The organism is Streptomyces sp. NPDC048288, from assembly GCF_043201555.1.
Taxonomy (GTDB): domain Bacteria; phylum Actinomycetota; class Actinomycetes; order Streptomycetales; family Streptomycetaceae; genus Streptomyces.
Genome location: NZ_JBICZD010000008.1, coordinates 453,824 through 465,741 on the forward strand (window position 1 = coordinate 453,824; position 11,918 = coordinate 465,741).

Sequence of the window (11,918 nt, forward strand, 5' to 3'; positions counted from 1 at the left end):
CTGGACGCCGTCGGCCCCGAGTATGGGTACGACGACAGGCCGAGCGCCGAACCGATCGGGAGGACGCGTTGACCACTGGATCCCAGCCCGGGCCCGGAGCGGAACCACAGTCCGTGCTCAGGCCGTTGACGACCGCCGCGATCTTCCTGGTGGTCGGCGTACGTCCCGGCGGCGAGGAGACCGCGCGGGAGGTGCTGGGCGATCTGAGCGCGCTGCAGCGCAGCTTCGGGTTCGGCGCGCCGGACGCCGCGCTGAGCTGTGTCGCGGGCATCGGCTCCGACGCCTGGGACCGGCTGTTCGACCATCCGCGCCCCGCGGGGCTGCACCCGTTCCGGCCCCTGGAGGGACCCCGGCACAGCGCGGTCGCCACCTCCGGCGACCTCCTCCTCCACATCCGGGCCACCCGGTTCGACCTGTGTTTCGGGCTCGCCACCGAGATCATGCACCGGCTGCGCGACGCGGTGACCGTCGAGGACGAGGTGCAGGGCTTCCGGTACCTCGACGCCCGCGACCTGCTGGGCTTCGTCGACGGCACCGAGAACCCGGTCGGCGCCGCCGCCCGCCGGGCCGTCCTGATCGGCCAGGAGGACCCCGCGCACGCCGGCGGCAGCTATGTGATCGTCCAGAAGTACCTGCACGACCTGGACGGCTGGAACGCGCTGCCGGTCGAGACGCAGGAGCGGATCATCGGCCGTACCAAGCTCACCAACATCGAACTGGAGGAGCCGGCCTCCCATGTGGACCTGAACACGATCACCGGACCGGACGGCGAGGAACAGCAGATCCTGCGCGACAACATGCCGTTCGGCAGCCCCGGCCACGGAGAGTTCGGCACCTACTTCATCGGGTACGCCCGTACGCCGGACGTCATCGAGCAGATGCTGCGCAACATGTTCCTCGGCACCCAGGACGCCACCCACGACCGGATCCTCGACTTCTCCACGGCGGTCACCGGCACGCTCTTCTACGTGCCGTCCGGGGACTTCCTCGACGACCTCCCCCCGGCGCCCAAGGCCGCCGAGGCCGCCGGGAACGGGTGACGGGGTGTCCGCGCGGGTGATCGCCGCGTTGTCACCCGGCCCGCCGGTGGGATCTACTACACCGGGTCCCACCGGTCCCACCGGTCCCACCGATCCCCCCCCAACTCCCCCCGGACGGTACTGAGATGACGTCGCATCCGAGTCCCCACCTGGTCACGCTCGATCTCGCCGGGGTCGCCGACAAGGCGGCCCTGATGGACCGGGCCGTCGCCGCGCTGAGCCTGCCCGACTGGTTCGGCCGCAACTGGGACGCCCTCGCCGACAGCCTCCGCGACCCCTCGGTCTGGCCGCCGCAGGCCGTGGACCACGGGCTGCTGGTCGTCGTCACCGGCTGGCAGGAGTACGCGCGGACCCGGCCCGACGAGTGGAAGGTCGCCCAGGACGTCTTCGGCCAGGCGGTCGCGGGGGAACCGGCCCTGACGGTCGCCCTGGCTCTCGGCTGACGTCTTGGACGTTCCTCCCAAGCGCCGCTGACCTGCCTGGACGTTCGTCCCGGGCATCACATACCGGCCCCCATGGGACAATGAAGTACGTGCTCTTCCCCTTGGCCGGCCGGTCCGGGGGTCACCTCTGATCGACTGGGATGTGCGGCACGTGCGTTTCCTCAATGACCTCCAGCCCCCGTACGACCTGACGTACGACGACGTCTTCATGGTGCCGAGCCGCTCCGCGGTCGGCTCGCGTCAGGGGGTGGACCTCAGCTCGCCGGACGGCACGGGCACCACCATCCCGCTGGTCGTCGCCAACATGACCGCGATCGCGGGCCGGCGGATGGCCGAGACGATGGCCCGGCGCGGCGGGCTCGTCGTGATCCCGCAGGACATCCCGATCGACGTGGTCACCGACGTCATCACCTGGGTGAAGAGCCGCCACCTGGTGCTGGACACCCCCATCGTGCTCGCCCCGCACCAGACCGTCGCCGACGCGCTGGCCCTGCTGCCCAAGCGCGCGCACAACGCCGGTGTCGTCGTCGACGAGGACGGCCGCCCGGTCGGTGTCGTCACCGACCGCGACCTCTCCGGTGTCGACCGCTTCACCCAGCTCGCCGAGGTCATGTCCCGTGACCTGCTGCTGATCGACGCGGACATCGACCCGCGCGAGGCGTTCAACAAGCTCGACGGGGCCAACCGCCGCTACGCCCCGGCCGTGGACCGCGACGGCAAGCTCGCCGGCATCCTCACCCGCAAGGGCGCCTTGCGCGCCACCCTGTACACCCCGGCGACCGACGCCGACGGCCGGCTGCGCATCGCCGCCGCCGTCGGCATCAACGGCGACTTCGTGGACAAGGCCAAGCAGCTCCTCGACGCGGGCGTCGACACGCTCGTCATCGACACCGCGCACGGCCACCAGGAATCGATGATCAACGCGATCAAGCTGGTCCGCGACCTCGACCCGCGAGTCCCGATCGTGGCCGGCAACATCGTCTCCGCCGAGGGCGTCAAGGACCTCGTCGACGCGGGCGCGGACATCATCAAGGTCGGCGTGGGCCCCGGCGCCATGTGCACCACCCGCATGATGACCGGCGTCGGCCGCCCGCAGTTCTCGGCGGTCCTGGAGTGCGCGGCCGAGGCGAGGAAGTACGGCAAGCACGTATGGGCCGACGGCGGTGTCCGCCACCCGCGCGACGTGGCGATGGCGCTCGCCGCCGGCGCGTCCAACGTGATGATCGGATCCTGGTTCGCGGGGACCTACGAATCGCCGGGCGACCTCCAGCAGGACGCCGACGGGCAGCTGTACAAGGAGTCCTTCGGCATGGCCTCCGCGCGTGCGGTGCGCAACCGCACGTCCGAGGAGTCGGCCTACGACCGGGCCCGCAAGGCGCTGTTCGAGGAGGGCATCTCGACCTCCCGGATGTACCTCGACCCGGCCCGGCCGGGGGTGGAGGACCTGATCGACTCGATCATCGCGGGCGTGCGGTCGTCGTGCACCTACGCGGGCGCCGGATCCCTGGAGGAGTTCGCCGACAAGGCGATCGTCGGCATCCAGAGCGCGGCCGGCTACGCCGAGGGCAAGCCGCTGCACGCCAGCTGGAGCTAAAGGCTCCGCCGGGGGCGCCGTGCAATGAAAGTTCGCGTCGCCGCCGTGGACGCAACGATCTTGCGTATATGGGCAAGGTTGCTGCATTACGTCCGTGAAGTGTCGGCTCATAGGGTCGTGCGCTGTACGTGGCGTGGCCGGGACCCCGCTCGGTGGGGCCCTGCGGGAGGGGCGCCGCCGGTTCCGGCCGCCCTCACCCGCAGCGACGAAGGAGCCGCGCGTGCTCGACCAAGGCCAAGGCGCACCCCCACGAACCGACGTCCCCCCGTCCCTCGGCGCCCGGCTCATGCGCCGGAAACCGGTGGAACGGCTGGTCGCGGAGGGCGGACAGGGCGAGGGCGGATCGCTTCGGCGTTCGCTCGGGCTCTGGCAGCTGACCATGATCAGCATCGGGGCCACCCTCGGCACCGGCATCTTCGTGGTGCTCGGCGAGGCCGTCCCCAAGGCCGGCCCGGCCGTCACGCTCTCCTTCGTGATCGCCGGGCTGACCGCGCTCTTCTCCGCGTTCTCCTACGCCGAGCTGGCCGGCACCATCCCGGTCGCCGGCTCCTCGTACTCGTACGCGTACGCGACCATGGGCGAGCTGGTCGCCTGGGTCTGCGGCTGGTGCCTGCTCCTGGAGTACGGCGTCTCGGTGGCCGCGGTCGCCGTCGGCTGGGGCGAGTACCTCAACGAGCTGCTCGACGGCACGATCGGCGTCACCATCCCGCAGGCCCTGTCGGCCCCGCCCGGCGACGGCGGCGTCTTCAACCTGCCCGCGCTGATCGTCGTCCTGCTCGCGATGGTGTTCCTGCTCGGCGGGGCCAAGGAGTCGGCGCGCGCCAACACGGTCATGGTGTGCGTGAAGATCGCCGCGCTGGTGCTGTTCTGCGCCATCGGCTTCATGGGCTTCAGGTCCGGCAACTACGCCCACTTCATGCCGCTGGGCATGGCCGGGGTCAGCGCGGCCGGGGCGACGCTCTTCTTCTCGTACATCGGCTTCGACGCCGCCTCCACGGCCGGCGAGGAGGCGAAGGACGCGCAGCGCGACCTGCCCCGGGCCATCATGCTGTCGCTGGTCATCGTGACCGCGCTGTACGTCCTCGTCGCGGCAGTCGCCGTCGGCGCGCGGCCGTGGCGCACGTTCGCCGGCTCCGAGGCCACCCTCGCCCAGATCATGCGGGACGTGACCGGCCAGAGCTTCTGGGGGACGCTGCTGGCCGCTTGCGCGGTCGTCGCCATCGCCAGCGTCGTACTGACCGTGCTCTACGGCCAGACCCGCATCCTCTTCGCGATGTCCCGGGACGGGCTCGTGCCGAAGGTGTTCGCCCGCATCCACCCGAAGACGGGCGCGCCGCGGGCCAACACCGTGATCGTCTCCGTGTTCTGCGGGGTGCTGGCCGCCGCGATCCCGCTGGGCCAGCTGGCGGACGCCACCAGCATCGGCACCCTGTTCGCCTTCGGCCTGGTGAACATCGCGGTGGTCGTGCTGCGCCGGACCCGCCCCGAGATGCCCCGCACCTTCCGCGTCCCGCTGTCCCCGCTGCTGCCCGCGCTGGGCCTCGGTTTCTGCGTCTGGATGATGGGCAGCCTCTCGGCCGTCACCTGGGTCGTCTTCGGTGTCTGGATGGCGGCCGGGCTCGTGTTCTACTTCGTATACGGCTATCGCCGGTCCCGTCTTGCAACACCTGAGAGCTGAACGACCCCTTGCTGAACGATCTCGACGAACGCATCGTGCACGCCCTCGCCGAGGACGCCCGCCGCTCCTACGCGGACATCGGGCAACTGGTCGGCCTGTCCGCGCCTGCCGTCAAACGGCGCGTGGACCGGCTCCGCGCCACCGGAGCGATCACGGGTTTCACCGTGCGGGTCGATCCGGCGGCCCTCGGCTGGGAGACGGAGGGGTTCGTCGAGATCTACTGCCGGCGCAACACCTCTCCGGAGACGATCCAGCGGGGGCTGGAGCGGTACCAGGAGGTGGTGGCCGCGTCGACGGTCACCGGCGAGGCCGACGCGGTCGTGCAGGTCTTCGCGTCCGACATGCGTCACTTCGAGCGGGTGCTGGAGCGGATCGCCGGCGAGCCGTTCGTGGAACGGACCAAGTCGGTACTGGTGCTGTCGCCGTTGCTGCGCCGGTTCTCTTCGGGGGCGCCGGGGTGAGAACGGGGTAGGGGGCGGGGGTGCCGGTCCGGTGCCGGGTGCGGGTGCGTGGGGGCTGGCCGCGCAGTTCCCCGCGCCCCTAAAAGCGGCTCAGCCGGTCCCGCTTGAGCCCACCCCCACCCCCTACTCCGCGGTCTTCCGCGACAGCGCGTTGCTGCCGATGGAGTTGTGCACGCTGAAGCTGACCGCGTCGGACCGGTACCGGTCGTCCGACCACTCCACCGGGCGGCCCTCGCGCGTCGTCGTCACCCGGCGCACCCGCAGCAGCGGACTCGTCCGGCGTACCCGCAGCAGCTCGGCGTCCTGCGCGCCCGCGGCCACCGCGTCGATGACGTGCTCGCCGTAGGCGAAGACCAACCCCTTGTCCTCGTAAAGGCGTTGGGTCACCGAGGGGCACTCGGGCTCTATCGACTCGACCGCCGGGGAGATCCAGTCCGCGTACACCGTGCGCTCCAGCAACACCGGCTCGCCGTCCAGGCCGCGGACCCGGAGGACATGCAGCACCGGCGTGCCGGCGACCAGTTGGAGGCGGACGGCGTCCTCCTGCGCGGCGGGCCGGTACTCCTGGGCCACCACGTGGCCCGTCGCCTCGCGGCCCATCGCCTTCGCCCACTGCGCGAAACTGCGCAGCTCCGCGAAGCTCTGGCTGCGGCGGCTGGCCAGCACCACCCGGCGGGCGCCCTGGCGGGAGCCGATCAACCCCTCGGCGGTGAGCGCGGCGACGGCCTGGCGGACCGTGCCGCGGGACACGCCGTACTGCGCGGCGAGCTCCGTCTCCGAGGGCAGTCGACTGCCGACGGTGTACTCCTCGCGGTCGATGGCCTGCCGCAGCTCGTCGGCGATCTCCTCGTGTCGCGCCGTCATACTTCCCCTCTGAGTCGGCGACTGTGCACAGCGTGACCAGCCTAATCGACGTTCCCAGGTGATTCGTGTCAGCCCATACCCGGCCTGGATTGTGCAGGGAATCAGGGGCTGGAGTTTCGTCGCCGTTCATGAAGGGGAAACCCACGGCGGGCGTACTAGGGCCAACTTGTTCAGACAAGTTCGCTCGGCGCCACCCCAAGCGCCACCCACCCTCGTGCGTACTCCCTGGAGAGACCGTGACCGTGTCCCTGCCGAGAACCGCCCTCCTCGGCGGTTCCCTCGCCACCGTTGCCGCGCTCGCCCTGAGCGCCTGCGGCGCCGCTCCCGACAACGCGTCGTCCACCACGTCCGGTGGCAAGAGCGCCGCCACCGCCACCTCCGCCGCCGACCTCGGCGGGATGGACAAGCTGATCGCCGCCGCCAAGAAGGAGGGCACGCTGCACATCATCGCCGTGCCCCGCGACTGGGCGAACTACGGTGCCATCATCGACGGCTTCAAGGCGAAGTACGGCATCAAGATCGAGGACGAGAGCCCCGACGGCTCCAGCCAGGACGAGATCAACGCCGTGACCTCGCGCAAGGGCCAGGACCGGGCGCCGGACGTCCTGGACCTCGGTTCCTCGTTCGCGCTCAGCGCCGCCCAGCAGGGGCTGCTCGCGCCGTACAAGGTCACCTCCTACGACGACATCGCCGAGGGTCAGAAGGACCCGAAGGCCCAGTGGTACAACGACTACGGCGGCTACATCTCCATCGGCTGCGACGCGAAGCGGGTGAAGACCTGCCCGACGACCTTCGCCGACCTGCTGAAGCCGCAGTACAAGGGACAGGTCGCCCTCAACGGCAACCCGACCAAGTCCGGCTCGGCCTTCGGCGGCGTGTACGCGGCGGCGCTCGCCAACAAGGGCTCCTTCGACGACATCCAGCCCGGCCTGGACTTCTTCGCCGAGCTGAAGAAGAACGGCAACTACACGCCCGTCGAGTCCACCCCGGCCACCGTCGAGAAGGGCGAGACGCCCATCTCCATCGACTGGGACTACCTCAACGCCGGTTACGCCGACGAGTTCAAGTCCAAGGGCGTGGACTGGAAGGTGTCGATCCCGAGCGACGGCCAGTACGCCCAGTACTACTCCCAGGCCATCAACAAGGACGCCCCGCACCCGGCGGCCGCCCGCCTGTGGCAGGAGTACCTGTACAGCGCCGAGGGCCAGAACCTGTGGCTCAAGGGCTACGCCCGCCCGGTCCTGATGTCCTCGATGGAGAAGGCCGGCACGCTCGACAAGACCGCCGCCGCCAAGCTCCCCGCGGTCACCGGCACCCCGTCCTTCCCGACCGAGGCCCAGCAGGACAAGGCCAAGACGGTCCTCTCGTCCGGTTGGTCGAAGGCCGTCTCCGGATGACGACCACGCTCACGCGGGCCGACACGGCGTCCGCCGCTTCCCAGAAGCGGCGGCGCCGTGTCCCCGGCTGGCTCGCCGTCGTCCCGCTGCTCGCCTTCACGGCCGTCGCCTTCGGGCTGCCGGCCGTGGCCATGCTGAACGGCGCCTTCACGGTCAAGGACCCGACCAGCGGCGCGAGTTCGTACACCGCGAGCAATCTCAGCGACTCGCTGCAGGGGCCGTACCTCACCGCCCTCGTCGGCAGTGTGAAGCTGTCCGCGCTCTCCGCCGTCATCGCTGCCGTCCTCGGGCTGCCGCTGGCGCAGGCCGTGGTCAGCTCGCGCTCCCGGGCGCTGCGCGAGGCCGTGCTCACCGCCTCCGGTGTGCTCGCCAACTTCGGCGGTGTGCCGCTGGCGTTCGCGTTCGTCGCGACCCTCGGCAACGCCGGTGTGCTGACCGTGCATCTGCACCTCGCGGACCACGGCTGGGACCTCTACAGCTTCTGGGGTCTGGTCCTCGTCTACCTGTACTTCCTGATCCCGCTGATGGTCCTCACCATCACCCCGGCCCTGGACGGCCTGCGGGTGCAGTGGCGGGAGGCCGCGCGGAACAACGGCGCGACCGGCGTGCAGTACTGGCGGTTCGTGGCCCTGCCGGTCCTCGCGCCCTCGCTGCTCGGCGGGTTCGTGCTGCTCTTCGGCAGCGCCTTCGCCGCCTACGCCACCGCCGCCGCGATGGTCGGCAGCGCGGTCCCGCTGGTCACCTTGCAGATCGCCGACGCCCTCTCCGGCAACGTCCTGGTCGGCCAGGAGAACGTGGCCCTCGCCCTGAGCCTGGACATGGTGCTGGTGGCGGGACTGGTGATGGCGGTGTACCTGCCCCTGCAACGACGGAGCGCCCGATGGCTCGACGCCTGACCCCCTGGCGCTGGGCCGTCCTCGGCCTGGCCGCCCTCTACTTCCTCGTCCCGCTGGGCGCCTCGGTCCTCTTCACGGTGGACGTGCCCGGCCAGGGCATCACCTTCGACGCCTACACCCAGATCGTCTCCGCCGACGGATTCGTCTCCAGCCTGCTGCTCTCCCTTGAGCTGGCCGTCGCCACCATCGCCGTCGTACTGCTGCTGATGGTGCCGGCCGTGGTCGCCCTGCGGCTCAGCGCGCCCAGGCTGCGTCCGGTCGTCGAGATCGTCTGCTCGCTGCCGCTGGTGGTGCCGCCGATCGCGTTCGTGGCCGGCATCGTGACCGTGCTGAAGTGGGGACCGGACCATCTGTCCAGGACCCCGCTGTTCGAGACGTTCGTCGCCGTCCAGAACCCGACCTTCCCGGTCGTGCTGGTCCTCGCCTACGTCGTGATGGCGCTGCCCTTCGTCTACCGGGCGCTGGACGCCGGGCTGCGCGCGATCGACGTGCGCACCCTGGTCGAGGCCGCGCGGAGCTGCGGTGCCTCCTGGCCGCAGGCGCTCGTCCGGGCCGTCCTGCCCAACCTGCGCGGCGCGCTGCTCAACGCGTCCTTCCTCACCCTGGCCCTGGTGCTCGGCGAGTTCACCGTCGCCCGGCTGCTGGGCTACCAGCCCTTCGCGGTGTGGATCTACAACGTCGGCGGCTCGCAGGCCCAGATGTCCGTCGCCGTCTCCGTGCTCAGTCTCCTGGTGACCTGGGCCCTCCTCCTCGCGCTCGCCGGTGCCGGCGGCCGTGACCGAACCGCTTCCTCCCGGGGATGAACCATGAGTGTCAGCACGCTTGAGAAGGCGTCCACCAAGGCAGCCACCGTCGAATTCCGCGGCCTGCGGCGGGAGTTCGGTGCCACCGTCGCCCTCGACGGACTCGACCTGACCGTGCGGCCGGGGGAGTTCCTGGCCCTGCTCGGCCCGTCCGGCTGCGGCAAGACCACCGCCCTGCGCATGCTCGCCGGGTTCGAACACCCCGACTCCGGCGCCGTGCTGGTGGACGGCGAGGACGTCACCCGGGTCCCGGCCCACCGCCGGGACGCCGGGATGGTTTTCCAGTCGTACAGCCTCTTCCCGCATCTGAACGCCGTCGACAACGTGGCGTTCGGACTGCGCATGCGCAAGGTGGGGTCGGCCGAACGCCGGTCCCGGGCCGCCGAGTTGCTGGAGCTGGTCGGGCTCGGAGACAAGGGGGAGCGGTTCCCGCACCAGCTCTCCGGCGGCCAGCAGCAGCGCATCGCGCTCGCCCGTGCCCTGGCGCTGCGGCCCCGGGTGCTGCTGCTCGACGAGCCGCTGTCGGCGCTCGACGCCAAGGTGCGGCTCTCGCTCCGCGAGGAGATCCGCCGGCTCCAGCAGGAACTCGGCATCACCACCCTGTTCGTGACGCACGATCAGGAGGAGGCGCTGTCCATCGCCGACCGGGTCGCCGTGATGCGCGCCGGGCGGCTCGAACAGTGCGCGGAACCCGCCGAGTTGTACGGCCGTCCGGCCACCGCGTTCGTCGCCGAGTTCGTCGGCACGATGAGCCGGATCCCGGGGACGGTCCAGGACGGCTCGGTCGAGGTGCTCGGGCAGCGGCTGCCGGTCGACGGAGAGGTGCCGGCCGCGAGCGAGGTCGACGTGCTCGTACGGCCCGAGGCGGTCCAGGTGCGCGGGGACGGGTCCGGTACGGCCACCGTCGTCGCCACCGCCTTCCTGGGCGCGGTCGTCCGGGTCACCGTACGGCTCGCCGACGGCACCGAGGCCAAGGCCGACCTGCCCGCCCACGAGGCCGCCGAACTGGGCGCCGGATCCGCCGTGAGCGTGTCGCTGCCCGAGCGGCCGGTGCTCGTGGCGGAACGTGCCCAGAAGTAACGCGTGCAGAAGTAACGCGTGCAGAAGTTACGCGTGCGGAAGTACGCGTCCAGAAGTCCCGAAGCGTCCGGAAGCCGTGCCCCCAGGCGACGCAGTGTCCGGAAGCCCAGCAGTGAGGAATGACAACAACGTGACCCCCCACCTCCGGCTCCCGCTCCAGGCCGTCCTGTTCGACATGGACGGAACGCTCGTCGACACCGAGCGGCTGTGGTGGGAGGCGGTGGAACAGGTCGCCGGGCGGCCGCTCACCGAGGCCGACGAGCCGGAGGTGCTGGGCCGCCCGGTGGAGCACACCGCCGACTGGCTCGCCGCCGCCACGGACCGGCCGGCCGCCGGTCTCGCGGCCGAGCTGCACCGGGAGTTCGCGGACCGCGTCCGCACCGGAATCGTGCCCCGCCCCGGCGCCCTCGACCTGCTGGACGCGCTCGCCGCGGCCGGCGTCCCCACCGCCCTGGTCACCGCGTCCCCACGCGCGGTCGCCGCCCTCGTGCTCGACGCCCTCGGCGCCGGCCGGTTCGCCGTCTCGGTCACCGCCGACGACACCGGCCGCACCAAGCCCGCCCCCGACCCGTACCTCGCCGCCTGCCGCGCGCTCGGCGTCGACCCGGCGGCCTGTGTGGCCGTCGAGGACACCGAGACCGGGGTCGCCTCCGCCGAGGCGGCCGGCTGCGCGGTCCTCGCCGTGCCCTCGCTCGCGCCGATAGGCGGCGCACCCGGCCGGACCGTCCGGGACACCCTCGTCGGGGTCACCCCGAAGGAGCTGAGCGGGATGGTCGCACCGGAACTGCGGGTCATGTCCTGGAACCTGTGGCTCGGCGGCAGCCGGATCGACGACCACCGCGCCAAGCAGGTCAAGGTGATCCTCGACGCGGGCGTGGACGTCGTCGGCCTCCAGGAGACCGCCGGGACCAGCGCCCGGGAACTCGCCGAGGCGCTCGGCTGGCACCACCACACGGCGGGGGAGAACCTCGGGATCATCAGCCGGTATCCGGTCACCGCCCGGCTCGGCGACCCCGGCGTCGGTTTCTACGGGGCCGCCGGGGTGCGGATCGCCGTCCGGCCGGGCCGCGAGGTGGAGATCTGGACGGCGCATCTGCACTACACGCCGTACGGGCCCTACGAGTTCCACTTCGACGGGCTCGGCGCGGACGAGCTGGCCGCCCACGAGGACGTACGGCTCGGACAGATGCGGGAGACCCTGCGCCGGATCGGGACGACCGGCGTACCCGTGGTCCTCACGGGCGACTTCAACTGCCCGTCCCATCTGGACTGGGCGGCGGTCGAGTGGCCGGTGACCAGGGCCGCCGAGGAGGCCGGGTTCCGCGATTCCTACCGGGAGGCGCACCCCGACCCGGCCGCCGCGCCCGGGCACACCTGGTCGCCGATCCACCCCGTGCACGAGGACGGCAGCGGGCGGACGGAGCCGCAGGACCGGATCGACTACGTGCTGCACAGGGGGCTGCGCGTGGTCGACTCCCGGACCTGGGTGAGCGGAGACCCGGCGCCCTGGCCCGACGTGGCGGACAACGACTGGCCCTCCGACCACGCGGCCGTCGTCACCACGTTCGCCGTCGAGCCGTAGCCCGGGGTTACTCGGGGTTACCTGGGGCAACCATTGCGGTCGTGGTGGGGATCCCGTAGGTTGTGCCAGCCCTCCTTACT

The 11,918-nt window shown here is 71.4% G+C and carries 11 protein-coding genes; 10 read left to right on the forward strand and 1 reads right to left on the reverse strand.

Translation table 11 applies throughout. From position 1 onward, the window contains the following. The first annotated feature begins 68 nt into the window (after positions 1-68). The 5 genes from ACGFZS_RS29700 to ACGFZS_RS29720 all read left to right on the forward strand — a co-directional run bounded on the left by ACGFZS_RS29700 (position 69) and on the right by ACGFZS_RS29720 (position 5,216). Complete coding sequence (locus tag ACGFZS_RS29700) at positions 69-1,040, forward strand: Dyp-type peroxidase (protein ID WP_393797668.1); 972 nt, start codon at positions 69-71, stop codon at positions 1,038-1,040. Positions 1,041-1,165: 125 nt separating this feature from the next. Next, positions 1,166-1,483 (forward strand): barstar family protein, encoded by a 318-nt coding sequence (locus ACGFZS_RS29705; RefSeq protein ID WP_393797669.1) that lies wholly within the window; start codon positions 1,166-1,168, stop codon positions 1,481-1,483. Positions 1,484-1,634: 151 nt separating this feature from the next. After that, on the forward strand, positions 1,635-3,077 hold the full coding sequence (locus ACGFZS_RS29710; RefSeq protein ID WP_393797670.1) for a GuaB1 family IMP dehydrogenase-related protein: 1,443 nt from the start codon (positions 1,635-1,637) through the stop codon (positions 3,075-3,077). 220 nt (positions 3,078-3,297) lie between these two features. Continuing rightward, positions 3,298-4,755: an amino acid permease gene (locus ACGFZS_RS29715; protein ID WP_393797671.1), complete on the forward strand. Its 1,458-nt coding sequence runs from the start codon at positions 3,298-3,300 to the stop codon at positions 4,753-4,755. Between the two features lie 8 nt (positions 4,756-4,763). Beyond that, a complete protein-coding gene (locus ACGFZS_RS29720; RefSeq protein ID WP_046726552.1) occupies positions 4,764-5,216 on the forward strand; it encodes an Lrp/AsnC family transcriptional regulator in 453 nt (150 codons plus the stop codon). Between the two features lie 123 nt (positions 5,217-5,339). Here the strand turns inward: ACGFZS_RS29720 and ACGFZS_RS29725 are convergent, their stop codons facing one another. Next, positions 5,340-6,080 carry a GntR family transcriptional regulator gene (locus ACGFZS_RS29725; protein WP_393797672.1) on the reverse strand — a complete coding sequence of 247 codons (741 nt, stop codon included), beginning with the start codon at positions 6,078-6,080 and terminating at the stop codon, positions 5,340-5,342. Between the two features lie 236 nt (positions 6,081-6,316). Here ACGFZS_RS29725 and ACGFZS_RS29730 point away from each other — a divergent pair, with 236 nt between their 5' ends. The 5 genes from ACGFZS_RS29730 to ACGFZS_RS29750 all read left to right on the forward strand — a co-directional run bounded on the left by ACGFZS_RS29730 (position 6,317) and on the right by ACGFZS_RS29750 (position 11,838). Continuing rightward, positions 6,317-7,477, forward strand: coding sequence for an ABC transporter substrate-binding protein (locus ACGFZS_RS29730; RefSeq protein WP_393797673.1), 1,161 nt, complete (start codon positions 6,317-6,319; stop codon positions 7,475-7,477). Continuing rightward, complete coding sequence (locus ACGFZS_RS29735; RefSeq protein ID WP_393797674.1) at positions 7,474-8,373, forward strand: ABC transporter permease; 900 nt, start codon at positions 7,474-7,476, stop codon at positions 8,371-8,373. The genes ACGFZS_RS29730 and ACGFZS_RS29735 overlap by 4 nt, the downstream gene beginning before the upstream one ends. Beyond that, on the forward strand, positions 8,358-9,176 hold the full coding sequence (locus ACGFZS_RS29740) for an ABC transporter permease (RefSeq protein WP_393797675.1): 819 nt from the start codon (positions 8,358-8,360) through the stop codon (positions 9,174-9,176). The genes ACGFZS_RS29735 and ACGFZS_RS29740 overlap by 16 nt, the downstream gene beginning before the upstream one ends. A gap of 3 nt (positions 9,177-9,179) precedes the next feature. Next, positions 9,180-10,256 (forward strand): ABC transporter ATP-binding protein, encoded by a 1,077-nt coding sequence (locus ACGFZS_RS29745; RefSeq protein ID WP_393797676.1) that lies wholly within the window; start codon positions 9,180-9,182, stop codon positions 10,254-10,256. 130 nt (positions 10,257-10,386) lie between these two features. Further along, entirely contained in the window at positions 10,387-11,838 is a 1,452-nt protein-coding gene (locus ACGFZS_RS29750) for an HAD-IA family hydrolase (protein WP_393797677.1), read from the forward strand. Positions 11,839-11,918: the final 80 nt, after the last annotated feature.

Bases quoted from the DNA above. Each gene is read 5' to 3' on its own strand.
- ACGFZS_RS29705 (WP_393797669.1), top strand. From the start codon at position 1,166: ATGACGTCGCATCCGAGTCCCCACCTGGTCACGCTCGATCTCGCCGGG.
- ACGFZS_RS29745 (WP_393797676.1), top strand. From the start codon at position 9,180: ATGAGTGTCAGCACGCTTGAGAAGGCGTCCACCAAGGCAGCCACCGTC.
- ACGFZS_RS29740 (WP_393797675.1), top strand. From the start codon at position 8,358: ATGGCTCGACGCCTGACCCCCTGGCGCTGGGCCGTCCTCGGCCTGGCC.
- ACGFZS_RS29735 (WP_393797674.1), top strand. From the start codon at position 7,474: ATGACGACCACGCTCACGCGGGCCGACACGGCGTCCGCCGCTTCCCAG.
- ACGFZS_RS29725 (WP_393797672.1), bottom strand. From the start codon at position 6,080: ATGACGGCGCGACACGAGGAGATCGCCGACGAGCTGCGGCAGGCCATC.